This is a genomic window from Kerstersia gyiorum (assembly GCF_004216755.1).
In the GTDB taxonomy this organism is placed as follows: domain Bacteria; phylum Pseudomonadota; class Gammaproteobacteria; order Burkholderiales; family Burkholderiaceae_B; genus Kerstersia; species Kerstersia gyiorum.
Genome location: NZ_SGWZ01000007.1, coordinates 144,546 through 171,212, shown reverse-complemented (window position 1 = coordinate 171,212; position 26,667 = coordinate 144,546). Strand labels below are relative to the sequence as shown.

Annotated in this window: 16 protein-coding genes; 3 read left to right on the top strand and 13 right to left on the bottom strand. The window is 62.6% G+C overall.

Going from position 1 to position 26,667, the window contains the following annotated elements; translation table 11 throughout:
* Positions 1 to 348: 348 nt before the first annotated feature.
* The gene (locus EV679_RS16640; protein WP_068370174.1) at positions 349 to 1,836 is read left to right on the top strand and encodes an MFS transporter; all 1,488 of its coding nucleotides are present in this window, start codon (positions 349 to 351) and stop codon (positions 1,834 to 1,836) included.
* 113 nt (positions 1,837 to 1,949) lie between these two features.
* Here the strand turns inward: EV679_RS16640 and lpdA are convergent, their stop codons facing one another.
* From lpdA to EV679_RS16625, 3 genes are all read right to left on the bottom strand, one after another.
* Positions 1,950 to 3,377, bottom strand: a complete 1,428-nt coding sequence (gene lpdA / locus EV679_RS16635; protein WP_068370176.1) for a dihydrolipoyl dehydrogenase — start codon at positions 3,375 to 3,377, stop codon at positions 1,950 to 1,952.
* 138 nt (positions 3,378 to 3,515) lie between these two features.
* Complete coding sequence (odhB, locus tag EV679_RS16630) at positions 3,516 to 4,730, bottom strand: 2-oxoglutarate dehydrogenase complex dihydrolipoyllysine-residue succinyltransferase (RefSeq protein ID WP_068370178.1); 1,215 nt, start codon at positions 4,728 to 4,730, stop codon at positions 3,516 to 3,518.
* A 42-nt stretch (positions 4,731 to 4,772) separates the two neighbouring features.
* On the bottom strand, positions 4,773 to 7,640 hold the full coding sequence (locus EV679_RS16625) for a 2-oxoglutarate dehydrogenase E1 component (RefSeq protein ID WP_130487804.1): 2,868 nt from the start codon (positions 7,638 to 7,640) through the stop codon (positions 4,773 to 4,775).
* A gap of 434 nt (positions 7,641 to 8,074) precedes the next feature.
* On the opposite strand from EV679_RS16625, the gene EV679_RS16620 reads away from it, so the two are divergent.
* Positions 8,075 to 10,363: an NADP-dependent malic enzyme gene (locus tag EV679_RS16620; RefSeq protein WP_068370184.1), complete on the top strand. Its 2,289-nt coding sequence runs from the start codon at positions 8,075 to 8,077 to the stop codon at positions 10,361 to 10,363.
* A 445-nt stretch (positions 10,364 to 10,808) separates the two neighbouring features.
* Here the strand turns inward: EV679_RS16620 and aceA are convergent, their stop codons facing one another.
* Positions 10,809 to 12,113, bottom strand: coding sequence for an isocitrate lyase (aceA, locus tag EV679_RS16615; RefSeq protein ID WP_068370185.1), 1,305 nt, complete (start codon positions 12,111 to 12,113; stop codon positions 10,809 to 10,811).
* A 398-nt stretch (positions 12,114 to 12,511) separates the two neighbouring features.
* Here aceA and queF point away from each other — a divergent pair, with 398 nt between their 5' ends.
* Positions 12,512 to 13,351, top strand: a complete 840-nt coding sequence (gene queF / locus EV679_RS16610; RefSeq protein WP_068370187.1) for an NADPH-dependent 7-cyano-7-deazaguanine reductase QueF — start codon at positions 12,512 to 12,514, stop codon at positions 13,349 to 13,351.
* A 73-nt stretch (positions 13,352 to 13,424) separates the two neighbouring features.
* Here queF and pgsA read toward each other — a convergent pair whose 3' ends face one another.
* The 9 genes from pgsA to EV679_RS16565 form a co-directional block, all read right to left on the bottom strand.
* Positions 13,425 to 14,000, bottom strand: a complete 576-nt coding sequence (gene pgsA, locus EV679_RS16605) for a CDP-diacylglycerol--glycerol-3-phosphate 3-phosphatidyltransferase (RefSeq protein WP_130487803.1) — start codon at positions 13,998 to 14,000, stop codon at positions 13,425 to 13,427.
* Positions 14,001 to 14,135: 135 nt separating this feature from the next.
* Positions 14,136 to 16,007, bottom strand: a complete 1,872-nt coding sequence (gene uvrC / locus EV679_RS16600; RefSeq protein ID WP_130487802.1) for an excinuclease ABC subunit UvrC — start codon at positions 16,005 to 16,007, stop codon at positions 14,136 to 14,138.
* Between the two features lie 17 nt (positions 16,008 to 16,024).
* Positions 16,025 to 17,104: a beta-N-acetylhexosaminidase gene (gene nagZ / locus EV679_RS16595; RefSeq protein ID WP_068370194.1), complete on the bottom strand. Its 1,080-nt coding sequence runs from the start codon at positions 17,102 to 17,104 to the stop codon at positions 16,025 to 16,027.
* Positions 17,105 to 17,109: 5 nt separating this feature from the next.
* Complete coding sequence (gene acpS / locus EV679_RS16590; protein ID WP_068370196.1) at positions 17,110 to 17,556, bottom strand: holo-ACP synthase; 447 nt, start codon at positions 17,554 to 17,556, stop codon at positions 17,110 to 17,112.
* Between the two features lie 87 nt (positions 17,557 to 17,643).
* Positions 17,644 to 19,371, bottom strand: a complete 1,728-nt coding sequence (locus EV679_RS16585) for a putative bifunctional diguanylate cyclase/phosphodiesterase (protein ID WP_165390076.1) — start codon at positions 19,369 to 19,371, stop codon at positions 17,644 to 17,646.
* Positions 19,372 to 19,684: 313 nt separating this feature from the next.
* Positions 19,685 to 20,407, bottom strand: a complete 723-nt coding sequence (gene pdxJ, locus EV679_RS16580) for a pyridoxine 5'-phosphate synthase (protein ID WP_068370201.1) — start codon at positions 20,405 to 20,407, stop codon at positions 19,685 to 19,687.
* 22 nt (positions 20,408 to 20,429) lie between these two features.
* On the bottom strand, positions 20,430 to 21,938 hold the full coding sequence (locus tag EV679_RS16575) for an efflux transporter outer membrane subunit (RefSeq protein WP_130487801.1): 1,509 nt from the start codon (positions 21,936 to 21,938) through the stop codon (positions 20,430 to 20,432).
* Entirely contained in the window at positions 21,935 to 25,108 is a 3,174-nt protein-coding gene (locus EV679_RS16570) for an efflux RND transporter permease subunit (protein ID WP_068370202.1), read from the bottom strand. The genes EV679_RS16575 and EV679_RS16570 overlap by 4 nt, the downstream gene beginning before the upstream one ends.
* 80 nt (positions 25,109 to 25,188) lie before the next feature.
* Positions 25,189 to 26,376: an efflux RND transporter periplasmic adaptor subunit gene (locus EV679_RS16565; RefSeq protein ID WP_068370204.1), complete on the bottom strand. Its 1,188-nt coding sequence runs from the start codon at positions 26,374 to 26,376 to the stop codon at positions 25,189 to 25,191.
* Positions 26,377 to 26,667 lie beyond the last annotated feature (291 nt).

Here is a 26,667-nt window from a genome sequence, read left to right as displayed (position 1 = left end):
GGCCGCTGTGTGGCCCGGCCGTTCCTCAGTCTTCCGGGCTTCCGGGCTTCCGGGCTTCCGGGGCAACGGTAACAAGCGTTCGCAACGACCAATCAGCACCATAACAAAGGGCGCAACCTCGACGGAACGCACCGCGATCAAGCCATCGGTTGCGCGGTTTATCCCGGAGTAGATCCATCGCGCCACCATGCGGGGCTAAGGCGCTACTCAGACGCCCGCCGCATTCCAATCTTTTCATAAGATCTTTGAAAAATCGAACACTGAATTGACCGACGGTCGGTCGATTGATAACATAAACGCAAATATAGATAACCATTCGCATTTCTACACACCCGGGAATCCCTCGCCATGAATACTGCACGCCGCCGCGCCGCACTTGCCGCCGCGTATCTCGGCACGTTTCTCGCCACGCTGGATATCAGCATCGTCAACGTCGCCCTGCCCACCATGCAAACCGCCTTGCAAACCGATATTGCCGGCTTGCAATGGGTGGTCAATGCCTATGCCATTTGCCTCTCGGCGTTCATGCTGTCCGCTGGCCCGGCTGCTGACCGCCACGGGCACCAACGGGCCTGGCTGGCAGGCGTCGTCCTGTTCACGGTCGGCTCGGCAATCTGCGGGCTGGCCTCGACGCTGGCTGTACTGCTGGCCGGCCGGGCCATCCAGGGCGTATCGGCTGCCCTGTTGATTGCCGGCGCCCTGCCCATCCTGACCCACCTCTTCCCGGAACCCAAGGCCCGCGCCAACGCCATCGGCGGCTGGTCTGCCTTCTGCGCTCTGGCGCTCATCCTCGGACCGCTGCTGGGCGGCCTGCTGCTGCACGGCCTGGGCTGGCAGAGCATCTTCCTCATTAACCTGCCCCTGGGCCTGCTTGCCATCGCGCTGGGAGCCTGGGGCATACCGGAGCGCCGTTTTCCTGACCACGCGGCCCGTGACCCCTGGGGCCAGGCCCTGAGCGTCATCGCCCTGGGCGCGCTGGCCTATGGCCTGATCCAGGCCGGCGACACCGGTTTCGGCACTCCGGCCACCCTGCTGGCGCTGGGCGTGGCTGTACTCGGCTTCATTCTGTTTGCCGTGGTGGAGCGCCGCTTGGCGCGCCCCTTGCTGCCTTTGCAACTGTTTCGCCAGCCCGCCTTTGTCCTGGCGAACAATGCTTCCTTCATGCTGGGCTTCGCCTACTACAGCAGCCTGTTCTTCTTTTCGATCTACTTGCAGCAGATCCACGGCTGGTCGCCGGTCGAAACCGGCTGGCGCATGATGCCGCAGTTCTTTGTCACCGGCTGCCTGTCCATGCTGTTCGGGCGGCTGGGCATGTGGCTGCCGGTACGCACCCTGATGATCAGCGGCTACGCCCTGACCGCCCTGGCCATGTTTGCCATGATGCTCTGCGATGCCCACACGCCCTACTGGTTCATCGGCATCAACCTGGTGCTGCTGGGCGCAGGTGCCGGACTGGCAGTTCCTGCCACCAGCCTGGTCATCATGGTCATGGCCCCGGCAGAACAGGCCGGCTCGGTCTCGGCCACCATGAATGCCTTGCGCCAGGCCGGCATGACACTCGGCATCGCGCTGCTGGGCGCCCTCATGAGCAGCCAGGCTATCCGCCAGCTCACGCACAGCGCCACCGAGGCCGGGTTGCCGGACGCCGCCGCCCTGGCCCACCTCGCCATCAACCAGCATCAGTTCCCGGCTGACGCCGGCGCGCAACTGGCCGGGCTCTATACCTCAGCCATGACCAGCGGCTTCCACCTGGCCATGCTGGGCGCAGGTGTGGCGTGCCTGCTCGCCATCGCCGGCCTGCTCGCCATACGCCATCCCGCGCCAGCGCAGGCCTAGCCGCGGCGGCCTGGGCATCCTAGTGAACAGCGGCAGGCCCGCCCCATGAAAAAAGCCCCCATCCTCGCGGAAGGGGGCTTGGAGTCCAATCACCCGCCCGAGGCGGGCTGGAATCAGAAGTTCAATGCACGCTTGTCCACGGCCAGCGCAGCTTCTTTCATGGCTTCCGACAGGGTCGGGTGAGCATGGCAGATGCGGGCGATGTCTTCAGCGGCGCCACGGAATTCCATGATGGTCACGGCTTCGGCGATCAGCTCGGAAGCAACCGGGCCGACGATATGCACACCCAGGACTTCGTCGGTCTTGGCATCAGCCAGCACCTTCACGAAACCGGTGGTGTCGCCCAGGGCGCGCGCACGGCCGTTGGCCAGGAAGGGGAAGCTGCCCGCCTTGTAGGCGCGGCCTTCCTTCTTGAGCTGCTGCTCGGTCTGGCCCACCCAGGCGATTTCCGGCGAGGTGTAGATCACCCACGGAATGGTCGCGAAGTTGACATGGCCATGCTGGCCGGCGATGCGCTCGGCAACCGCCACGCCTTCTTCTTCGGCCTTGTGCGCCAGCATCGGGCCGCGCACCACGTCACCCACCGCCCACACATTGGGCAGGTTGGTGCGGCATTCCGCGTCCACGGCGACAAAACCGCGCTCGTCCAGGGTCAGGCCCACGGCCGGAGCGTTCAGGCCAGCGGTGAACGGCACGCGCCCGATCGACACGATCAGGCGGTCCACCGTCAGCTTCTGCTCTTCACCAGCGGCGTTCTTGTAGCTGATATCGACCTTCTTGGCGGAAGGCTTGATTTCGCTGATCTGCACGCCAACCTGGATGTCCAGGCCCTGCTTGGTGAAAGCCTTCAAGGCTTCCTTGGCAACCTGCTGGTCGGCAGCCGCCAGGAACTCGGGAGCCGCTTCCAGCACGGTCACGGCGGAACCCAGGCGGCGCCACACGCTGCCCATTTCCAGGCCGATCACGCCCGCGCCGATCACGCCCAGCTTGCCGGGCACTGCGTCCAGGCTCAGGGCGCCGTCGTTGGACAGGACGATCTTTTCGTCGAAGGGCACGCCTGGCAGTTCGCGCGGAGCCGAACCCGTCGCCACGATCACATGACGGGCAACCAGGTTTTCCTCGGTCTTGCCGGTCACATTGATGGACCAGCCGCCCTCGACCTGACCGGCAAATGCCGCATGGCCGTGGAAGAAGGTGACCTTGTTCTTCTTGAACAGGTACAGAATGCCTTCGTTGTTCTGTTTGACGACTTCGTTCTTGCGGCCGATCAGCTTGTCGAGCTTCAGGGACACGCCCTTCACTTCGATGCCGTGCTCGGCAAAGTGGTGATTGGCTTGTTCGAAATGCTCGGACGATTGCAGCAGTGCCTTGGACGGAATGCAGCCGACGTTGGTGCAGGTGCCGCCAGGCGCAGGACCGCCCTTGGCATTTTCTGCGGCATCGACGCAAGCCACGGACAGACCCAGTTGCGCGGCGCGGATCGCAGCCACGTAGCCGCCAGGGCCTGCGCCGATGACGACAAGATCAAATTGCTTGGACATGATTGAGGAATCTCTCGCTAGTGTCGGCGTGCCGGCCATGCCTGGTGCATGGAACGGCAGCCTCGGGGACGCAGCCCGCTCGCGGCGGCTGCTGCGAATGACCGGCCCCGGCAGGCACTGCCGGGGCCATGCTGGTGCTTACAGGTCCAGCAGCAGGCGCTGCGGATCTTCCAGCGCTTCCTTCATGGCGACCAGGCCCAGGACGGCTTCGCGGCCGTCGATGATGCGGTGGTCGTACGACATGGCGAAGTAGTTGATCGGGCGGATCACGACCTGGCCGTTTTCCACAACCGGGCGTTCACGCGTGGCGTGGATGCCCAGGATCGCGGCTTGGGGCGGGTTGATGATCGGGGTCGACAGCATCGAACCGAACACGCCGCCGTTGGAAATCGAGAAGGTACCACCGGTCAGCTCTTCCAGGCCCAGCTTGCCTTCGGAGGCACGCTTGCCGAAGTCGGCGATCTGCTTTTCGATCTCGGCGATCGACAGCTGGTCAGCGTTGCGCAGGATGGGCACCACCAGGCCACGCGGGCTGCCGACAGCGATACCGATGTCGAAGTAGCCGTGGTAAATGATGTCCTTGCCGTCCACCGAGGCGTTCAGGATCGGGTATTTCTTCAGCGCAGCAACCACGGCCTTCACGAAGAAGGACATGAAGCCCAGCTTGACGCCGTGTTCCTTTTCGAAGCGCTCCTTGTACTTGTTGCGCAGGTCGATCACTGCCTTCATGTTGATTTCATTGAAGGTGGTGAGGATGGCGTTTTCGCTTTGCGATTGCAGCAGGCGCTCGGCCACGCGGGCACGCAGGCGGCTCATCGGCACGCGTTGTTCCGGACGGCCGTCCAGCGACAGCTGCACCGGCTGGGCAGCAGCAGGAGCGGCGGCGGACTTGGCGGCAGGCGCCTGGGCAGCCAGGGCATCGCCCTTGGTCACGCGGCCGCCACGACCGGAGCCTTCCACCGAGCTGGCTTCGACGCCCTTCTCGGCCAGGATCTTGGCAGCAGCAGGAGATGCCACACCAGCAGCGCTGGCAGCAGCAGGCGCTGCGGCCGGCGCAGCAGCGGCAGCGGCGGGGGCTGCAGCGGCGACAGGAGCAGCGGCGGCGCCCTTGCCTTCGGTGTCGATCTTGGCGATCAGTTCACCGGAAGTCACGGTGCTGCCGTCACCACGGACGATCTCGGCCAGCACGCCAGCCTTGGGCGCAGGCACTTCGAGCACGACCTTGTCGGTTTCGATTTCGATCAGGATCTCGTCAGCGGCAACGGCTTCGCCAGGCTGCTTCTTCCAGTTGAGCAGGGCGGCTTCCGAGACGGACTCGGAAAGCTGCGGGACAACAACGTCGATAATGGCCATTATGTTCTTCCTGTATGGATATTGGTTCTGTTCCGGAATGGATTACTTGCTCAGCACGAAGCCCTTGAGCTTGCCGAAGGCCTGTTCGATCAGGGCCTTTTGCTGCTCGACGTGCTTGGCGAGATAGCCCACGGCAGGCGAAGCGGATGCGGGACGGCCCGCGTAGCTCAGCTTCTGGCCAGCGCTCATGTTTTCATACAGGTGGTGCTGGATGTAGAACCAGGGGCCCTGGTTCTGCGGTTCGTCCTGCACCCACACCACTTCAGCAAGATTCGGGTACTTCGCCAGCTCGGCGGCGAAATCCTTGTGCGCAAACGGATACAGCTGCTCGACGCGGACGATGGCGACATCTTCCGCATTGCGTTCGCGGCGGGCATGGACCAGATCGTAATAGACCTTGCCCGAGCAAGCCAGCAGGCGCTTGACCTTTTCCGGCTGGATGGCGGTATCGACTTCGCCGATCACCGGACGGAAATGGCCGTTGGCCAGTTCTTCCAGGGGCGAGCCTGCATCCTTGTTGCGCAGCAACGACTTCGGCGTGAAGATCACCAGCGGCTTGCGGAACTGACGGATCATCTGGCGGCGCAGCAGGTGGAAAATCTGCGCGGACGTCGTCGGTTGCACGGCCTGGATGTTGTTGTCGGCACCCAATTGCAGAAAGCGCTCGATGCGGGCCGAGGAGTGCTCGGGGCCCTGGCCTTCATAGCCGTGCGGCAGCATCATGGTCAGACCGCATTGGCGACCCCACTTGGCTTCGCCAGAGACGATGAACTGGTCGATCACGACCTGAGCGCCGTTGACGAAGTCGCCGAACTGGGCTTCCCAGATCGTCAGCGTGTTGGGTTCGGCCGAAGCATAGCCATATTCGAAACCCAGCACTGCCTCTTCGGACAACACGGAGTCGATCACTGTGAACGGGGCCTGGTCTTCCGAGACGTTCTGCAGCGGAATATAGATGCCGTCATTCCAGCGCTCGCGCTTCTGGTCGTGCAGCACGGCATGGCGGTGCGTGAACGTGCCACGGCCGGAATCCTGGCCGGTGATGCGAATCGGGTAGCCGGCAGCCACCAGGGTGGCGAAAGCCAGGTGCTCGCCCATACCCCAGTCGAGGTTGACCTCGCCACGAGCCATTTCCGCACGGCTGTTGAGCAGGCGCGCCACCAGCGGGTGCACCGTAAAGCCTTCCGGCACTTGCGTCAGCTTTTCGCCGATGCGCTTGAGTTCGGCCAGCGGCACGCCGGTATCGGCATGATCCGTCCACTTGGCGTTCAGGAATTGGGTCCAGTCGGTGGCGTACTTGCCCTTGTAGTTAGTCAACACCGGTTCGATGGTGCGTTGGCCGTCTTCCATCAGCTGGCGATAGGCAGCAACCAGTTCGTCACCGCTGCCAGCCGGCAGGATACCCTGGCTTTCCAGCTTTTCAGCATACAGCTGACGGGTGCCGGGGTGCTGGCCGATACGCTTGTACATCAGGGGCTGCGTCAGCGCCGGGGTGTCCTGCTCGTTGTGGCCCAGCTTACGGAAGCAGACGATATCGACCACGACGTCATGGTTGAATTCGCGGCGATAGTCCAGCGCCAGGCGGGTCACGAACACGACAGCTTCGGGGTCGTCGCCGTTCACGTGGAACACCGGTGCCTCGATCATCTTGACCACGTCCGTGCAATACAGCGTGGAGCGCGAGTCACGCGGGTCGGAAGTCGTGAAACCGATCTGGTTGTTGATGACCAGATGCACCGTGCCCCCCGTGCCGTAACCGCGGGTCTGAGCCAGGTTCAGCGTTTCCATGACCACGCCCTGGCCGGCGAAGGCGGCATCGCCATGCACCAGCACCGGCAGGACTTGTTCGCCCTTGACGTCGCCGCGGCGATCCTGGCGAGCGCGCACGCTGCCTTCCACCACGGGGTTGACGATTTCCAGGTGCGACGGATTGAATGCCAGCGACAGGTGCACGGGGCCACCGCGTGTCGACAGGTCGCTGGAGAAACCATTGTGGTACTTCACGTCGCCATCGGTCAGGCCTTCGGCGTGCTTGCCTTCAAACTCGGCGAACAGGTCGCCGGGCATCTTGCCCATGATGTTCACGAGCATGTTCAGGCGGCCACGGTGAGCCATACCGACGATGATTTCCTGCACGCCGGATTCACCAGCGTGGTTCACCAGTTCGTCCATGGCGACGATAAAGCTTTCGCCGCCTTCCAGCGAGAAACGCTTCTGGCCCACGTACTTGGTGTGCAGGAAGCGTTCCAAGCCTTCGGCCTCGGTGAGCTGCTGCAGGACATGGCGCTTTTGATCGACGGTCAGGTCCGGATGCGAATGCACCGATTCCAGGCGTTGCTGGATCCAGTGTTTGGCCTTCGGATCGGAGATGTGCATGAACTCTGCGCCGACGGAACCACAGTAGGTGTCGCGCAGGGCCTTGAGGATGTCGCGCAGCGTCATCCGGTCGGCGGTGGTGAAGTAAGTATCGGTCGCGGCGTAGACTTGGTCCAGGTCGGATTCGGTCAGGCCATAGAAGGCAGGATCGAGCTCCGGCAGTTGCGGACGCTCATGGCGCTTCAACGGGTCCAGTTCGGCCCAGCGGGCGCCCAGCGAACGGTAGGCGGAAATCAGCGTCTGGACAACGATCTGCTTGCTGGCGACGGAAAGGTCGGGTTCCTGGACACGGACGGCGAAGGCATTGGCCCGGGCGCGTTCGGCAAAGGATTGGACGATGGGAGCGTGGGCCCTGTCGCGCGTGGCTTCCTGACCATCGGTTGCAGGCTGATGCTGCAACTGGTCGAAGTAGGTGCGCCAGTTATCAGGCACTGCACCCGGATTGTCCAGGTACGTTTCGTAGAGTTCTTCTACGTATGGCGCGTTCCCCCCAAACAGGTATGAGGAGGACAGGGATTCTGTTTGCGATGACATGTAACGCTTCACCTTTCCGGGCGTTTCACCCTTGACGATGCAGGAAAACCTTCCGCGACACGGCCAAACCGGTTAGCGGATAGCGGGGCAGAAGGCGACGTGAACGAGCCTCAATAGCCGTATTGCAGTCCAGTATAGCGCTTTCATTCGCCTTGAGGCCCATTTTTGGCCCCGTTCTAGTCCAAGTGCGGCCCGCCAAAATAATTTTGTGCGGCGCGATGGCAGCAGTAGCTAAGACTTAGCGGTGACATGCCAAACAAATGCCGTTCGATAAGTCCAAATCACGCCTTCCAGCCATGCAGCGCAAAAACCGTTAATGCAGCGCAACACATGACAGCTGCCCGCAGGCCTTCGTTTTCGAGTATCTTTTGACTCTTGCCGGCGCAGCAGACCTACGCACGGCCCTAATTTCTCACCTGTCTTTCAGAAAGTCCATGGACGAAAATCTGACCAAACTGGCGCTGGACTACCACGCCTACCCCAAGCCCGGGAAAATCTCGGTCACTCCCACCAAGCCGCTGGCCAACCAGGACGACCTGTCCCTGGCCTACTCGCCCGGCGTGGCCGCGGCAAGCATGGCCATCCATGCGGAAGGCAACGCCGCCGCCGCCCGCTACACCTCGCGCGCCAACCTGGTGGGCGTGATCACCAACGGTACGGCCGTCCTCGGACTGGGCAACATCGGTCCGCTGGCCGCCAAACCAGTGATGGAAGGCAAAGGCGGGTTGTTCAAGAAATTCGCCGGCATCGACGTTTTCGATATCGAGCTGGCGGAAAACGACCCGGACAAGCTGGTCGACATCATCGCCGCGCTGGAACCCACCCTGGGCGGCGTGAACCTGGAAGATATCAAGGCGCCCGAGTGCTTCTATATTGAGAAGAAGCTGCGCGAGCGCATGCGCATCCCGGTGTTCCACGACGACCAGCACGGCACCGCCATCATTTCCGGCGCTGCCGTCCTGAACGGCCTGAAGATCGTCGGCAAGCCGCTGGACTCCGTCAAACTGGTCTGCTCTGGCGCGGGCGCTGCTGCCATCGCCTGCCTGGACCTGCTGGTCAGCCTGGGCATCCGCCGCGAAAACATCTATGTCGTCGATTCCCGTGGCGTAATCACCGTGGGCCGCGACGCCAACATGGAGCCCAACAAGGCCCGCTACGCCCAGCAGACTGATGCCCGCACGCTGGCCGATGTTACCGCCGGCGCCGACGTCTTCCTGGGCTGCTCGGCCCCCGGCGTCATGACCGCCGACATGGTCAAGACCATGGCCGACCGTCCGCTGATCCTGGCGCTGGCCAACCCCGAGCCCGAAATCCGTCCTGACGTGGCCAAGGCCGCGCGCCCGGATTGCATCATCGCCACCGGCCGCTCCGACTACCCCAACCAGGTCAATAACGTCCTGTGCTTCCCCTTCATTTTCCGTGGCGCGCTGGATGTCGGCGCTTCGCGCATCACCGAAGACATGAAGCTGGCCTGCGTGCATGCCATCGCTGCGCTGGCCCAGGCGGAACAGAATGATGAAGTCGCCCTGGCCTATGCCGGCCAGGAACTGAGCTTCGGCCCCGACTACATCATTCCCAAACCCTTCGATCCCCGCCTGATCGTGGAAGTGGCTTCGGCCGTGGCCCTGGCCGCAGAAAAATCCGGCGTGGCCGCCCGCCCGATCCAGGACATGGATGCCTACCGCCAGGAGCTGCAGGCCTTCGTCTACCACTCCGGCCAGCTGATGCGCCCGCTTTACAAGCAGGCCCGCCAGGCACCCAAGCGCGTCATCTACGCCGATGGCGAAGAAGAACGCGTGCTGCGCGCCGTCCAGACGGTCGTGGACGAAAAACTGGCCTTCCCGATCCTGGTCGGCCGCCCTGCCGTGATCGACATGCGCCTCAAGAAATTGGGCCTGCGCCTGGAAGCCGGCACGCACTTCGAAGTCGTCGACCCCGAGGATGACGTGCGCTTCAACGAAACCTGGCAAGCCTACTACCAGCTCAAGGGCCGCAATGGCGTCACGCCCGCGGTCGCCAAGGCGATGATCCGCAAGCACAACACGCTGATCGGCGCGCTGCTGGTCAAGCGCGGCGATGCCGATGCGCTGATCTGCGGCGTCAGCAGCCGCTACGACAACCAGTTGCGCTACATCGACGAAGTGATCGGCCGCAAGCCCGGCATCAAGGCCTATGGCGCGCTCAACGTCCTGATGCTGCCAGAACAGACACTGTTCATCACCGACACGCACGTCAACGAGAATCCCAACGCCGAGGAACTGGCCGACATCACCATCCAGGCCGCGCACGAAATGCGCCGCTTCGGTGTCGAGCCGAAGATCGCCCTGCTGTCGCACTCCAACTTCGGCAGCCGCCCCAGCGAATCGTCGAACAAGATGGCGCTCGCCCGCGAACTGCTGGCGCAACAGGCGCCGGACCTGGAAGTCGATGGCGAAATGCACGCGGACTCCGCACTGTCGGAAAAAATCCGCAAGCTGTCGTTCCCGGATAGCACGCTCAATGGCCGCGCCAACCTGCTGGTCATGCCCAACCTGGATGCCGGCAACATCACCTATAACCTGCTGAAGATGACCGGCAGCCATGGTGTCGCCATGGGCCCCATCCTGCTGGGCGCCGCCCTGCCCGCGCACGTGCTGACCAACAGCGCCACCGTGCGCCGCATCGTCAACATGACGGCGCTGGCCGTGGTGGACGCGCAACAGCACGCGGAAGCCGCGAACTAAGGCAAGCCTGCTCCGCCCGGCTCCCGCCACAACGGGACCGGGCGACAAAAATGGGCCCCACGCCGCGCCTTCGGCTTGCTGCCCCCCAAGGGGACGTTTTTGCCTTGGGGCGGCCCGGCGACAAAAAATCCCGGCGGACACCACTCCGCCGGGATTTTTCTTTGGCTGACCGCCTGCGGCGCAATTGCCTCGGCGGCCTGTCAACACCGCACATCCAGGTGCGGCTGTCTCCCGGAACGCTGCCCCACGCAGCATTCCGCCTCCTCTACACCCAATGGCTACCGCCCAAAGCCGCAGCGGCCCAACACGTGCGCACGGTCACCTGCCCGAGAACGCAGGGACGGCAATTGCCGCAAACCGTGCGCGATCCTCGCGCCGCCACCGGAAAGCGCGAGGACTTTACTGCCTTGTTACTGCCAATACTGGTACAGACGGCCTGCGCGCATCAATGCTGGGCGGCGAACTGGGCCTCTTCGGTCGAGCCCGTCAGCGCGGTAGTGGACGAAGCGCCGCCCTCGACCGCCTGGGTCACGGCATCGAAATACCCCGTCCCCACTTCGCGCTGGTGCTTGACTGCCGTGAAACCACGCTCGCCAGCGGCGAATTCCTTTTCCTGCAGCTCCACGAATGCGCTCATGTTGCGGCGGGCATAGCCGTAGGCCAGATCGAACATGCCGTAGTTCAGGGCATGGAAGCCGGCCAGCGTGATGAACTGGAACTTGTAGCCCATGGCACCCAGCTCGCGCTGGAACTTGGCAATCGTGTCGTCGTCCAGGTTCTTCTTCCAGTTGAAGGAAGGCGAGCAGTTGTACGACAGCAGCTTGTCCGGGAATTGGCGGTGAATGGCCTCGGCGAAGCGGCGGGCATAAGCCAGGTCGGGCACCGAGGTTTCGCACCAGACCAGGTCGGCATAAGGGGCGTAGGCCAGGCCACGTGAGATCGCCTGCTCGATGCCCGGACGCGTGCGGAAGAAGCCTTCCACGGTGCGCTCGCCGGTGATGAACGGACGGTCGTTTTCGTCCACGTCGCTGGTCAGGAGATCCGCTGCATCGGCATCCGTGCGTGCCACCAGCAGCGTGGGCACATTCAGCACATCGGCCGCCAGGCGGGCAGCAGCCAGCTTGGCCACCGCTTCACGCGTAGGCACCAGCACCTTGCCGCCCAGGTGGCCGCACTTCTTGGCCGAGGCCAGCTGGTCTTCGAAGTGCACGCCCGCCGCACCGGCCTCGATCATGGCCTTCATCAGTTCGAAGGCATTGAGCACGCCACCGAAACCGGCCTCGGCATCCGCCACGATAGGGGCGAAGTAGTCGATATAGCCTTCATCACCAGGGTTGCGCCCTTCCATCCACTGGATCTGGTCGCAACGCTGCAGACTGTTGTTAATGCGACGCACCACCTGGGGCACCGAGTTCGCCGGGTACAGCGATTGGTCGGGATACATCTCGCCCGCCAGGTTGGCGTCACCCGCCACCTGCCAGCCGGACAGATAGATTGCCTTCAGGCCGGCCTTCACCTGTTGCATGGCCTGGTTGCCGGTCAGGGCACCCAGCGCGTTCACGAAGGGTTGTTCATGCAGCAACTGCCACAGCTTTTCGGCGCCGCGGCGCGCCAGCGTGTGTTCGATACCGGCAGTACCGCGCAAGCGGACCACCTCGGCGGCGTCGTAATCACGACGGATGCCTTTCCAACGCGGATTTTCCGCCCAGTCTTTCTGCAGTTCGCGGATCAGGTTTTCGCGGGTGCTCATGGTTTGCCTCCTCAGCAGCTTCTTTGGATTGACGATGAAAAAATTGAAACCGTTGGGAGAAATTCTAAGTTTTATATGCGCCGCAACATATCAATTAGTCTTGCACAGGACAAATTAATTTTTCCTTAAAAATCAATAAGATAACAGAACCAAACCACACTATGAAATGATACATCCGAGATGTGAAAAACAAATTTTCGCAGCGCAGCAAACATTTTTCATCAGATAAATCCTGCGTTTCACCATATAAAATATGGGGTATCGTTTTCTCTCGGGCGGGCGCCTTACCATGCACTGGCGGCAGCCAACAGGGCAGCATGCGGCCCAGGCGGACAAACGACCGCCAGCCGCTGCCCGGCTCTTGCCCTCCTCATTGTCTTCTTCGCCCTGGTTTTGCCATGTCACACACCCCATTGCCCGGCGCAACATTGCTGGGCCAAAGCGTCAGCTACCCCGACCATTACGACCCCACCGTCCTGCATGCCATCCCCCGGGAAGCGGCGCGCCAGGCGCTGGGCTACGCTGCCGTCCTGCCATTCCAGGGCGCGGATATCTGGCGCGCCTATGAGCTCTCCTGGCTGAACGCACGCGGCAAGCCACTGGTAGCCACGGCCAGCTTCGTCATCCCTGCCGATAGTCCGAACCTGATCGAATCGAAATCCTTCAAGCTGTACCTGAACAGTCACAACCAGGCCCGCCATGCCAGCGCCGCCACGCTGCAGGAACTGCTGGCCCGGGACCTGTCCAGGGTGGCGCAGGCACCGGTGCAGGTTGCGCTGCAACTCGAGGCCGGGGACATGGCTACCCCACCGTTGGCGGAGCTTTCAGGGCAATGCATAGACGGGCTGGATATTGACATCGAACGCTACGACCCGGCGCCCGAACTGCTGGCCTGCCGGCCAGACGCGGGCACAATCGAGGAAACCCTGGTTTCGCGGCTGCTGCGGTCCAACTGCCCGGTCACCAGCCAACCGGACTGGGGCAGCGTACAGATCCAGTACCGGGGCCCCGCCATGGATCATGCTGCGCTGTTGCGCTATATCGTTTCGTACCGTACACACACCGGCTTTCACGAACAATGCGTGGAGCAGATTTTCCGCGACATCATGGCCCAGTGCCGCCCCGAGCAACTGCGTGTCCATGCCTGCTACACGCGACGTGGAGGCCTGGATATCAACCCGTGGCGGGGCACGCATGGCATGCCGGCACCCGACGCAGCCCGCACCCCGCGCCAATAGGCCAGACAGGCTACGGCGGCGGCCAGGCTTGCGGAGGCAAAAAAAAGCGCCCTTGCGGGCGCCAGCCTGGCTATCAGGAAGAAGAACGCTCGCTGATGATGGGCCAGGCACGCTTCATATAGAACAGCATGGACCAGAGCGTGAGGATGGCGGCGATAATGATCAGCACGCCGCCGATCTGGCGCGCAGGAAACCAGGCGATTGCGTTATCCAGCAGCAAGCAGGGAATCGCGACCATCTGCACCGCCGTCTTGAATTTTCCAATGCGGTGCACCGCCACGCTGGCGGCTGCGCCTATCTTCGCCATCCATTCGCGCAACGCAGAAATCGTCAATTCACGGCCGATGATGATCAGCGACACGAAGACATCCACCCGGCCAAGATCCAGCAGTACCAGCAGGACGGCGCTGACCATCAGCTTGTCGGCAACGGGATCGAGAAAGGCCCCAAAGGCGGAGGTCTGCTGCCAGCGGCGCGCCAACCAGCCGTCAAACCAGTCGGTAAGCGCTGCCAGCACGAAGGCCACTGCCGCGACAACATCCCGCACCGGCACGGACAGCCAGGACTCGGGCAAATAGAACATGCCGACCACCAGCGGAATCATGACGATGCGCAACCAGGTCAACAAAATGGGAAGATTCAGCGGCATGGAAAATCAACGGTATTGGCAACGGCGTATGCTAACCCAGGCAGGTCGCGGCGTCAGGCGCGACCGCAGCGCAGTCGCCCCTTCGAGCCATTCTAGCGCCTGTTGGCAGGAAACGCCCAACCTGCCTCGGCAGGCCTAGTGCAGCGCGTCGTAAATGCGCTGCGCCAGGCCCAGGGAAATGCCCTCGACAGACGCAAGATCGTCCACACTGGCGCGTACCACGCCGGAAAAACCGCCGAAACGCGCCAACAAGCGCTGGCGCCGGCGTGCCCCGACGCCTTCGATCTCTTCCAGGCGCGACACCAGGCGGGCCTTGGAGCGCCGGGCGCGCATGCCTGTAATGGCGAAGCGGTGAGCTTCGTCACGGATCTGCGCCACCAGCATCAGCGCCGCCGATTCCAGGCCCAAGGCGCGCGGCTCGCGGCCATCGGCAAAAACCAGGGTTTCCAGACCGACCTTGCGCCCCTCGCCCTTGGCGACCCCCACCAGCGTGCCGATATCCAGCCCCAGCTCGCTGAACACCTGGCGCGCCATTTCCACCTGCCCGCGGCCACCGTCGATCAACACCAGCCCGGGCATCGGCGCGTCGCCATCGGCCACTTTGCCGAAGCGACGCGACAGCACCTGCCTCATGGCTGCGTAATCGTCGCCGGGCGTGATGCCGGCAATGTTGTAACGGCGATAGAGTGTGGGCTGCATTTCGTGGTGGGCGTACACCACACAGGAAGCCTGAGTCGCCTCCCCTGCGGTATGGCTGATATCGAAGCATTCGATGTGCAGGGCATCCAACGCTTCCGGATCGGTATCCAGATCCAGCGTTTCCGCCAGCGCCAGGGTACGCGCCGTTCTGGCGCCGCTTTCGCTCAGCGCCCGGGCCAGCGCCAGCCCGGCATTCTGTTGCGCCTGCTCCAGCCAGGAACGGCGGATACCCTGCGGGCGCAACACGATGCGCGACTTTCTTCCGGCCTGGGCGGACAGCAAATCCAGCAGGCCGGGGTCCGGCCAGGCATGCGAACAGACCAGCACTGGCGGCAGGGGATGCACCAGATAGTGCTGGGCGGCAAACGCTGCCAGGATTTCGCCTGGCTGGGATTCCTGCTGACCGCCAGCCTGCGCCGGGAAGACGGCACGGTCGCCCAGGTGCCGGCCGCCACGCACCATCGCCAGGTTCACGCAGGTCCGGCCGCCGGCGCTGGCCACGGCGATGATGTCGGCATCCTCGGCATCGGCATCCTCCATGGTCTGCTGGTGCAGGATGCTGGCCAGCGCCCCCATCTGGTCACGCAGCACGGCTGCGGCCTCGAAATCCAGCGCCTCCGAGGCAGCAAACATGCGTTGTTCTATTTCCTTCAGCAGGTCTTCCGCCTTGCCATCCAGGAATGCAGCAGCACGCTGTACGTCCTGCTGATACTCCTCCAGCGAGACCTGCCCCGTACAGGGGCCGGAACAACGATGGATCTGGTACAGCAGGCAGGGCCGCGAGCGGTTGGCATACACCGCATCCTCGCAGGTCCGCAGGCGAAACACCTTCTGGATGATCTGCATGGTTTCCCGCACCGCACCGCCATTCGGATAGGGTCCGAAAAAACGCCCCGGGCCGCTGGTGGACCCCCGGTAGTACGCCAGCCGGGGCGCGGCATGCGCGCTCAGCTGTATATACGGATACGACTTGTCGTCGCGGAAAATGATGTTGTAGCGCGGCTTGAGCTGCTTGATCAGGTTGTTCTCGAGGATCAGTGCTTCCGCCTCGGAACGCGTTACCGTCACCTCTATCCGGGCCACCTGCGCCACCATCAGGGCGATCCGGGGGCTGGCCAGGTTTTTCTGGAAGTAGGATGAAACCCTTTTCTTGAGATCCTTGGCCTTGCCGACATACAACACTTCGCCATGGGCATCCAGGTGCCGATAGACCCCAGGCAGCCCGGGCAACTGCGCCAGAAAGGCCTTGATGTCGAACGGTTCACCACCTTCGGCGGCGTCACCCGCTACTTCCGGACTGCGATCCATGATGTTCCCGATGCGTCTCAACCGACCTGCTGCGCGGACGGGAAGCTTGCCAGCTGGTCCACCTGCAGACGCGCCTGGCGATACAGGGGCTGGGCCTGCAGTGCATCCCAACCCAGGGCCTGGCTGCGCGGCAGCAGGCGCTGAATACGCGCCGCTGCCGTTTCGTTTACCGGCATCTGCAAACGCGCCAGCAGTTCATCGGCCTGGTCGGGTCGGTTGCACACCAGCACCATATCGCAACCCGCGCCCAGCGCCGCCTCGGCGCGCGCCAGGATATCGCCGGCAGCGGTCGCCGCCTCCATCGTCAGGTCATCCGAAAAAACCACGCCGTCATAGCCCAGGCGCTCGCGCAGGATCTCCTGGATCCAGCGGCGCGAAAAGCCCGCCGGTTGGCTATCCACCTGGCGGTAGACCACGTGCGCGGGCATCACTGAAGGCACCACGGCGTCCCCCAGCCAGGCATAGGGCGCACCATCCTCGGCCAGGATGGCTTCCAGGTGGCGATCGTCGACCGGCATCTCGTGGTGTGAATCGCCCTCCACATAGCCATGACCGGGAAAGTGCTTGCCGCAATTGGCCATCCCGGCCAGCAACAGCCCATGGTTGAGCGCACGCGCCAGGCTGGCGACGATGGCAGGGTCACGATGCAAGGCGCGCTTGCCTATCACCCGGCTGCCGCCGTAATCCAGGTCCAGCACGGGCGTAAAACTCAAGTCCACGCCGCAGGCCCGCAATTCGGCAGCCAGCACATAGCCGGCCGCCGTGGCCAGGCGCTGCCCCAGGAAAGGGTCCTGGTCCCAGGCTTCGCCCAGGGCGCGCATGGCCGGAATATGAGTGAAACCATCCGTGCGAAAACGCTGCACCCGCCCCCCTTCGTGATCGACAGCGATCAGTACCGGGCCGGGACGGGCGGCGCGGATCTGCGCCGTCAGCGCCTCAAGTTGGGCGCGGTCGCGGTAATTGCGCGCGAACAGGATAACGCCGCCAGTCAGCGGATGGGCAATGCGCGCGGCTTCCGCCGGGGTCAGCGTCAGCCCGTCAACGTCCACCATGACAGGACCGGGCAGCAGCTCTTTACGGGATTCCACGCCAGACATACTTGCTATACCTTTTTTTCTACGATGACAGTGGCGGCGGCCAGATCGGTTTCATCCGTCAGGGAGATGTGCGCCGCGCCGAAACGCGCAACATACCACTCCAGCAGTTCTCCCGCCAAGACCACCTCCGGCCGGCCGGAGCGCTGGTTGAGCGTCTGCATGCGGTTCCACCACATCGGATGCCGCATCCCTAGCCCGACTGCCTTGGAAAAGGCTTCCTTGGCACAGAAACGGGTGGCCAGATAGCGCAAGCCGCGGCGTGGATCGCGCGCCTTGCGGCGCTGGTAAACCAGCCATTCATCCGGCCCCAGGATTTTCTGCGCAAAGCGTTCGCCGCGCCGCGCCATGGTCTGCTCCAGGCGCGGGATGCGCAGCAAATCCATGCCCATGCCGGCGATAGCCCCGGGAATCTGGTCGGTGCCGACAGGCTGTGAAGTGACGTGATTATCCATGCAGCTACTTTAGCGCAAAGCCAGCGCCGCCGCGCCATGCTGCCAGCCCTGCGGCGGGGTGCACAGCCGGATATACGTGCAGTACGCTCAGTCGCCCGGATAACTGGCGAGCATCGCCATCATGGCCTCAGGGTCCTGTGGTCGCGCGAACAGGAAGCCCTGCAATTCATGGCAGCCCTCCGCCACCAGCCAATCGCGCTGCGCGGCAGTTTCCACGCCCTCGGCCACGACCCGCAGGCCCAGGCTTCGTCCCATGCCAATGATGGCCCGGACGATCGCGCCATGATGCATATCGTCAGGTAGCTGGCTGACGAAACTGCCGTCTATCTTGAGACGGCTGACGGGAAACTGCACCAGGTGCGACAGGCTGGAATAGCCGGTGCCGAAATCATCCAGGGCAATGGAAATTCCCTTGGCACTGAGCCGCTGCAAGGTCTGGCGTACACTTTCCACCTCGCTGATCAGCATGGTCTCGGTAATTTCCAGCTCGATATCCGCGGGTTCGACGCCATATTCCTCGAGCACGGCACACAGCTTCTCGTAGAAATCGGCCTCCAGCACCTGCTCCACCGTGATATTGACGGAAATGCGCAGACGCCGGTCCATGCGTTCACGGATGATCCTGCTTTGGCGACAGACTTCGCGCAATACCCAGTACCCCATCGCGGCTGACTTGCGCGAATCCTCCACCAGGGGCACGAACACGCCCGGCGACACCAGGCCAAAATCCGGGTGTTGCCAACGGATCAACGCCTCTGCTCCCAGTACCTCACGTCCGCTGGCATCCATCTGCAACTGGTACTGCAGGAAAAATTCGTTATTGCGAATGGCGCGGTCGATATCTTTGGTCAAGGTGGACAGACGGTAGATGTCATGCGCCGCCTTGGGGGTCAGGTAACGCATGCCGTCGCATTCCTGCCTTGCCAAGGAACGGGTGCTCAGGCTCAACACCAGATTGCTTTCATCGCCCTTGCCATGAGACGTGACCGAGATGCTGGCACTGACATTCAATTGATGGCTGCCGCTCCAGAATGGCTCGGTCATCTGCGATATCAGTTCATCGAGCAAACCCAGCAATTCCTGCTCAGCCGCCTGGGGAAAAATGATGAGGAACTCATCGCTCTCGAGTCTTGCCAGATAGCCGCGCTGCTGTCCGGCTTGCCGCAATCGCTGCGAGACTGCCAATAAAACCTGATCGCCGACTCGATGACCATAGCGATTATTAATCTGCTTGAATTCATCGAGATCTATCAGGATGTAATAAAGCAACTGCCCGGGGACGTAATGCGCATTGATGTACCGCTTCTGCTGCCAGAAATAGGATTCGGCCATCAGGCGATTCGGCAATCCCGTCAATAGGTCGAAACCTTTTTCATGGCGGATGAAATCCTGATCCCGGACTTCTTCGGCGAACAGGTAATAACCGGGCGCATCGGAATGACTTAGCAGATATAAACGAAACTGACAATCCGAGCCTTCCCTAGCTCCGTGCCATACCGCCCCTCGGGTAGCAGCCCAGGTAACCAATTCGCGCCATTTGTCGAATTGCTCGTGCTGGGCCTGCAGCATCACCGGCCCTGGCGTGCGATCTTTGAAGCCATATTCGCGGAATATGCTGACGACGGGCTGTCCGCGCCCCCTGTCTGGCAGAAAAGCCAGCAAGGCGGCAGCGGCGGCATTGAACCAGACGATACTGCCGTCAAGATCCAGCCTGAATACGGCTATTGGAATGTGATCAAGAATGGAAAGGTAATTGCTACCCTCGGGCGGCTGCCAGGTGCTTTCCGGAGCTTTATGATTGTAATTAGCCGGCACGCCATTCGGATACACCCTTACCCCCCGTCACGAGCCTAGATTCACATGCGAGCGAACACTATAAAACATTGTTATCGGACGTGCCAATAGCGAATAAACTATTTCCAGGGCTGTATTTTGTTAATCAATATTAGCAGGCCCAGATACTTCATTTAAATAAATTCTTAATTTTCATAACAATTAAAACAAACTATCGAAGCCAAAAATCAATACATTCATTCTCTGCAGCGGCTGGCTCAGCCTATCCTGGCACAGCACAAAAAAAACGCCATGGTGTGCAAGCACACCATGGCGTTTATCTGTTGCCGGCGTATTACGCGACAGCAGCGCGTACGATCAATCCTTTCATTTCACGGATGGCTGCTTCCCAACCGGTGAACACCGCCCGCGCCACGATCGCGTGGCCGATATTCAGCTCGGAAATTCCCGGCAAGGCTGCGACTGGCTGCACATTGTCGTAATGCAGGCCATGACCGGCATTGACTCGCAGGCCACCCTGCTTGGCAAGGCCGACGGCCTGGCGCAGCCGTGCCAGCGCTTGCACCGCACGTTCGCCTTCGGCTTCGGCGTAATCCCCGGTGTGCAGTTCGATCACCGTAGCGCCAGCCTGCTGGGCCGCTTCGATCTGGCGAGCATCAGGGTCGATAAACAGGGATACCCGGATGCCGGCCTCTTGCAGGCGGATCACGGCATCGCGCACCTGGGCTGCATGCCCCAGCACATCGAGCCCGCCTTCCGTCGTCAGTTCCTGACGCCGTTCCGGCACCAGGCAGACATCATCCGGCCTGACCTGGCAAGCGATTGCCAGCATTTCCTCGGTGATGGCGCACTCGAGGTTCATGCGGGTCAGCAATTGCGGCCGCAAGGCTATTACGTCCGCATCCTGGATATGGCGGCGGTCCTCGCGCAAATGCAGTGTGATCAGGTCCGCACCCGCGGCTTCGGCACGCAGGGCGGCTTCCACCGGATCAGGGTAGGAAGTACCGCGCTGCTGCCGCAGCGTCGCGACGTGATCAATATTAACGCCCAGTTCCATGGCTGCTTTCCTTGATCGGCGCTCAGCTACCAGCGTTTTCCGCTTCGACGCGCTGCGCCGCCGCCAGGTCTTCCGCCTGCCAGCCGCCGCCCAGCGCCTTGTAGAGCGCCACGCGGTTGTTCAGCGACGCCGCTTCCGCCTGCACCACGGCCTGCTGTGCAGAGAAGTGCGAGATCTGCGCGGTTTGCACCTGCAGGTAGCTGTCCACACCGGTTTCATAGCGCAGGTTGGACAACTCCAGCGTACGGCCAGCAGCAGATTCCTGCGCCCGCAGCGCCTTCAGCTGATCACCGTACGTCGCCTCTCCGGCCAGCGCATCCGCGACTTCGCGGAAAGCCTGCTGGATGGTCTTCTCGTAATTGGCAACCGCGATATCCTTGCGCACTTCCGCCACGTCCAGGTTGGCCTGCAGGCGACCTGCCGTGAAGATCGGCAGATTGATCACCGGCACGAACGACCATGCGCCCGAACCGCTGCCGAACAGGTCGGACAGGTGCGTGCTGGCCGTCCCGAACTGGCCTGTCAGGGAAATGCTGGGGAAGAATGCCGCACGCGCCGCACCGATGCTGGCGTTGGCCGACAGCAACTGGTTTTCGGCCCCCAGAATATCCGGGCGCTGCGTCAGCAGCGAGGAAGGCACGCCCACGGGAATGTTGGTGATCAGCTGGCTGCTGCCGAACGGCGCCGGCGCCGGCAGGTCGGCCGGCAGTTCCTGGCCGATCAACAAGGCCAGGGCATTCTTGGCCTGCATGGAGGAGCGCTGCAGCTGGGCCAGCTCGGCGTCAATGGCGTCGCGCAGGCCACGCGCCTGGTTAAGTTCCAGCTCGGTAGCCACCCCACCTTCGAAGCGCGCCAGCACCAACTCGTAGGACGCCTGGCGCGCTTCGCGCGTCTTGCGGCCCAGATCCAGCAGGGTTTCCGCCGCGCGTTCAGCGAAGTACGCATTCGCCACTTCCGTCACCAGCGCGATGCGAGCCGTCTTGGCCGCCTGTTCAGTAGCCAGGTACTGTTGCAGGGCTGCCTCGGAGAGATTGCGCACCCGGCCGAAGAAGTCCAGTTCATAGGAAGTCATGGCCAGACCGGCCTGGTAGACCGTGCCCAACGCCGGGCTGTCCGGACCGCCCGCACGCAGCTGTTCCGCCGTGCGGCTGCGCTGCACCTGGCCGTTCACGCCAATGTTCGGCAGCTGGTCGGCACGCTGGATGCGGTATTGCGCCCGCGCCTCTTCCACACGCAGCAGGGCCACGCGCAGATCGCGGTTGTTTTCCAGCGAAATACCGATCAAGGCCTTGAGCTGCGGGTCGAGGAAGAATTCCTGCCAGCTGATCTCCGCCGCCGTCCTGGCCGTGTCGGTATCCGCCTGGTTGGCGGTCCAGGTCGCCCCGGAGGGCGTTTCCGGCCGCTCATAGGTGGGAGCCAGCGAGCACGCGCCCAGCGCAAGAGTCAGCGCCAGCGGCAGCAAACGCACCGAGAACCGCCCCGTGCCATGCCCAGCGTTCAGGGCATGCTGCGAGTCTTGCTTGATAGTCATGCTTTATTCCCTTCTTCCTTGTCTATCTGTGCTTCTGCCGCAGCCGCTTCCGCCTGTGCGCCCAGCAGGCGCGGACGGGTCTTGAAAATCGACATGACGACAACGAAGAACACAGGCACGAATACTACAGCGAATGGCGTCGCGGCAAGCATACCGCCCAGCACGCCGGTACCGACCGCACGCTGGCTGGCCGCGCTGGCGCCGGTGGCCAGCGCCAGGGGCACCACGCCCAGGATGAACGCCAGCGACGTCATCAGAATCGGACGGAAGCGCAAGCGCGCCGCCTCCATGGTGGCATCCAGCAGCGTCGCGCCGCGGGCGTAGGCGTCCTTGGCGAACTCCACGATCAGAATGGCGTTCTTTGCCGACAGACCAATCACGGTAATCACACCGACGTGGAAATACACGTCGTTGGCCATACCCATGGCACCAACCAACAGTACCGAACCCAACACCCCGAGCGGCACGACCAGCATGACCGACAGCGGGATGGCCCAGCTTTCGTACAGGGCGGCCAGCACCATGAATACCACCAACAGCGCCAGGCCCATCAGGATGAAGGTCTGGTTGCCAGCTTCCTGTTCCTGGTAGGACAGGCCGTTCCACGCATAGGAGAACCCGTCAGGCAACTGCTTCATCAGGTTTTCCATTTCCGTCATGGCATCGCCCGACGAATAGCCTTCTGCCGCGCTGCCTTCGATACGCACAGCCGGGAAGCTGTTGTAGCGCACCAGCTGCACCGGGCCCTTGGACCATTCGTAGCTGATGAAGGTAGACAGCGGCACCATTTCGCCCTTCTGGTTGCGCGCGCTGAGCTTGAGGATTTCATCGAGCTCCATGCGATAGGCAGTATCTGCCTGCACCCATACGTTCTGCATGCGGCCGGCATCCGGGAACTTGCCCAGATACGAGGAGCCCAGGCTGGTGGAGATCAGGCCGGCGACTTCGGAGAAGTCCACGCCCTGCGCCGCCGCCTTGACACGATCAACCGTCAGCGTGAGCTGCGCACCCGGTCCGAGGCCGGTGATACGCACCTGCGACAGCTTGTCGCTGCCTGCCGCCAAGCCCAGCATCTGGGCCGCCGCCGCATTCAGCGCCGCCGTCCCCTGGCTGGACACGTCCATCAGGCGGAAGTCGAAACCGCTGGCGTTGCCCAGCGACGGAATCGCAGGCAGGTTGACGGTCACGACCAATGCATCGGGAATCCCCATCAGCAACTTGCCCATACTTGCACCGGCAATGGCCTCGGCGCTGGCGTCAGGCGCCTTGCGGTCCTTGAAGTCCTTCAGCACCACGAACGCGATGGCAGCGTTGTAGCCACTGCCGTTGAAGCTGAAGCCGCGCACCGTCACCATGTTTTCCACGTACGGGTTCGCCTGGAAGTAGTCTTCCACTTCCTTGATCACCTCGTTGGTGCGGTTGGTCGACGCGCCGGCAGGCAGTTCGATGTTGGTAATGACGAAGCCCTGGTCTTCCTGCGGCAGGAAGGAGGTAGGCAGACGCATGAACATCCAGCCCATCAGCACGACCAGGATCAGGAACAGGACCATCATGCGGCCCTTCCACGTCAGGATCTTGCCGACGCCACGCTCATAGTGATGCGTCAGGTTGTCGAAGTGGCGGTTGAACCAGCCGAAGAAACCCTTCTTCTCGGCCTGGTGGTCACCCTTGATCGGCTTGAGCAGCGTCACGCACAGCGCAGGCGTGAAGGACAGCGCCATGAAGGCCGAGAACAGGATGGACACTGCCATGGCGACAGCGAACTGGCGATAGATCACCCCCACCGACCCGCTCATGAAGCCCAGCGGCAGGAACACCGTGGTCAGCACCAGCGTGATACCGACGATGGCGCCGGAAATCTGCGGCATTGCCTTCTTGGTGGCCTCCTTGGGCGATATGCCCTCCTCGGCCATGATACGCTCGACGTTCTCCACCACCACGATGGCATCGTCCACGAGAATCCCGATCGCAAGCACCATGGCAAACATGGTGAGCACGTTGATCGAGTACCCCAGGAACAGCATCACCGAGAACGTGCCGAGAATGGCGACCGGCACCACCAGCGCGGGAATCAAGGTGTAGCGGACGTTCTGCAGGAACAGGAACATCACCAGGAACACCAGCACCAGCGCTTCGAACAGCGTTTCGATCACTTTCTGGATCGACGCCTGGACATACGGAGCAGTGTTATAGGGAATTTCATACTTCACGCCATCCGGGAAGAAAGGCGCCATTTCCTCGAGCACCTTGCGCACGCCCTGTGCCGTTTCCAGCGCGTTGCCGTCCGGCGTCAGCTGGATGGCGAACGCAGCAGCGGCCTTGCCGTTCAGACGTGAGGCAAACTGGTAGCTGTCCTGGCCAAGCTCGATGCGAGCGACGTCTCGCAGACGTACCGTCGTACCGTCGGGGTTGGCGCGCAGCAGGATGTTGCCGAACTCTTCCGGCGTCTTCAGCTGACCGCTCACCATGACGATGGACGTCGTTGACTGGTCACTGGCCACGGGAGGCGCGCCCAGCGAACCGGACGGCACCACCACGTTCTGCTGGCGAATGGCCTGGTTCAGCTCGTTGACACTGATGTTCAGGCCGGTGAGTTTGGCAGGGTCCAGCCAGACGCGCATGGCCCGCTGGGCCGCGAACAGCTGGAACTTGCCGACGCCAGGCACGCGCGACACCGAGTTCTTCAGGTTGCGGGTGATGTAATCGGCCAGGTCAACGGCGTCGAGACGACCGTCTTCCGAGTACAACGCGGCGATCAGCAGGAAGCTGGCGCTGCTCTGTTCGAAGCGCAGGCCCTGCTCCATCACGGCGGTGGGCAGGGATGCCGACACGTTGGACACGCGGTTCTGCACGTCCACCTGAGCCATATCCGGGTCGGTACCCGGCTGGAAGGTCACGGTGGTTTCCGACTGGCCGAACGAGTCGGCCACGGATTCGAAGTACAGCAGGTTCTTCGCGCCCGGCAGCTCATCCTCGATGATGCTGGTGACCTGCTCGGACACATCCTGCGCCGACGCCCCCGGATAGGTGGCCGTGATCGTTACCGACGGCGCCGCCACTTCCGGATACTGGGCCACGGGCAGGTTCGGGATTGCCAACAGCCCCGCCAGCGTGATGAATAACGCAACCACCCAGGCAAAGATGGGACGTTCTATGAAAAATTGAGGCATGGAAATCTATCTCGCGATACGGTACAGGGAATCGCCTGGCGCCCGTTGGGGCGCCGAGGCGTGCGCGACCTCGCTGTGAATCATTTGGCCTCCGCAGGCGCCGCGGCGGCTGCAGGCGCAGCGCCCTCTTCCTGCTGCTTCCAGGGGTGTGCTTTCACCTTGGCCCCCGGGCCGATCTTCTGGAAGCCTTCAACGACGACGACATCGCCAGCGCTCACGCCTTCCTGGATCACCCACTGGCCTTGATAGGCAATGCCCACCTTGACCGGTGCCACGGCGATCGTGTCGCCATCACGCAACAGGAACACGCTGGCCGAACCGTCCACCGCACGCTGCAGCGCCTGTTGCGGCACCAGCACGGCGTTCTCGTCATAGCCCTGTTCAAGCTTCACCCGCACGAACATGCCCGGCAGCAATTCGGAATGGGGATTGGGTACCTCGGCACGCAGCTTGACCTGGCCGGTGCTCGGGTCGACCGTCACACCGGTAAACAACAGGCGGCCCTTTTGATCATAGGGCTGGCCATCGAGCATCACCGTAACCGGCGCCTCGTCGACGCGCTGCACCTTGCCATGGCTGAACACCTTGCGCAGCTGAGCCAGGTCGGCCGTACTCTGGTTGAAATCCACGTAGATGGGATCGAGCTGCTGCACGGTTGCCATGTGCGTTGCCGTCGAGCCTTCCACCAGTGCGCCCTCAGTTACCAGCGGTTCGCCGATGCGGCCGCTAATGGGCGACGTCACCTTGGTATAACCCAGGTTGATGGCAGCCGACTCCAGCGCGGCCTTGGCTGCCACCACGGCGGCTTCCGCCTCACGCGACGCCGACAGCGCGTTGTCGTATTCCTGGCGGCTGACCGCGTTGACCTTGACCAGCGGTTCGTAGCGTTGCGCCAGCGAACGGGCGCTCAGCAGCGCGGCCTCGGCCTGCTTGAGCTGTGCATTCGCCTGGTTGTAGACGGCCTGGAGCTGGGCGCGGTCGATCGTGAACAGCAGATCGCCCGCCTTGACGTCGCGGCCTTGTTCGAAATTGACCTTCTCTACAATGCCGGTGACCCGGGCACGGACCTGGGCGTCCCGGACGGCATCGACGCGGCCAGGCAACTCAGAAATAATGGGCACGCGCTGCTGGATCGCAGTCACGACCTTGACCTCCGGCTGCATCTGCGGCGCGCCTTGCGGCTTGTCGCCGCAAGCAGCCAGCAACAACAACATGGCACCCGTAACCACGATGCGTGGCGCAGTGAAAGAGATAGGCTTGGCTCGCATAGAAACCCTGTATTGAATCTTCTTGGCGTTAATCATGGCGCGCCCATATGGGACAAAAAAGCAACCATGACTATGGCGACATGGCCGCCGGACGACGCGGCCATGGGTGTGATAGCGGAAAGAATTGTGTGCACCGGGTAACCAGCCCGGGTAACTCGCTGAGTGTAATGCGAAAACGACGCAATTTGCAGCACCTGAAACAGGGCGAAGTACCTGGAAAATCCGGCCCTCCATGCATCTTTTTTGCTTGCTAATATTACCCTTTCCACGCCTTGCCGTGCCCCTCACCCG

Excerpts from the sequence above, each read along its gene's own strand:
- EV679_RS16640 (WP_068370174.1), top strand. The coding sequence starts at position 349 with ATGAATACTGCACGCCGCCGCGCCGCACTTGCCGCCGCGTATCTCGGC.
- lpdA (WP_068370176.1), bottom strand. The coding sequence starts at position 3,377 with ATGTCCAAGCAATTTGATCTTGTCGTCATCGGCGCAGGCCCTGGCGGC.
- odhB (WP_068370178.1), bottom strand. The coding sequence starts at position 4,730 with ATGGCCATTATCGACGTTGTTGTCCCGCAGCTTTCCGAGTCCGTCTCG.
- EV679_RS16625 (WP_130487804.1), bottom strand. The coding sequence starts at position 7,640 with ATGTCATCGCAAACAGAATCCCTGTCCTCCTCATACCTGTTTGGGGGG.
- EV679_RS16620 (WP_068370184.1), top strand. The coding sequence starts at position 8,075 with ATGGACGAAAATCTGACCAAACTGGCGCTGGACTACCACGCCTACCCC.
- aceA (WP_068370185.1), bottom strand. The coding sequence starts at position 12,113 with ATGAGCACCCGCGAAAACCTGATCCGCGAACTGCAGAAAGACTGGGCG.
- queF (WP_068370187.1), top strand. The coding sequence starts at position 12,512 with ATGTCACACACCCCATTGCCCGGCGCAACATTGCTGGGCCAAAGCGTC.
- pgsA (WP_130487803.1), bottom strand. The coding sequence starts at position 14,000 with ATGCCGCTGAATCTTCCCATTTTGTTGACCTGGTTGCGCATCGTCATG.
- uvrC (WP_130487802.1), bottom strand. The coding sequence starts at position 16,007 with ATGGATCGCAGTCCGGAAGTAGCGGGTGACGCCGCCGAAGGTGGTGAA.
- nagZ (WP_068370194.1), bottom strand. The coding sequence starts at position 17,104 with ATGTCTGGCGTGGAATCCCGTAAAGAGCTGCTGCCCGGTCCTGTCATG.
- acpS (WP_068370196.1), bottom strand. The coding sequence starts at position 17,556 with ATGGATAATCACGTCACTTCACAGCCTGTCGGCACCGACCAGATTCCC.
- pdxJ (WP_068370201.1), bottom strand. The coding sequence starts at position 20,407 with ATGGAACTGGGCGTTAATATTGATCACGTCGCGACGCTGCGGCAGCAG.
- EV679_RS16575 (WP_130487801.1), bottom strand. The coding sequence starts at position 21,938 with ATGACTATCAAGCAAGACTCGCAGCATGCCCTGAACGCTGGGCATGGC.
- EV679_RS16570 (WP_068370202.1), bottom strand. The coding sequence starts at position 25,108 with ATGCCTCAATTTTTCATAGAACGTCCCATCTTTGCCTGGGTGGTTGCG.
- EV679_RS16565 (WP_068370204.1), bottom strand. The coding sequence starts at position 26,376 with ATGCGAGCCAAGCCTATCTCTTTCACTGCGCCACGCATCGTGGTTACG.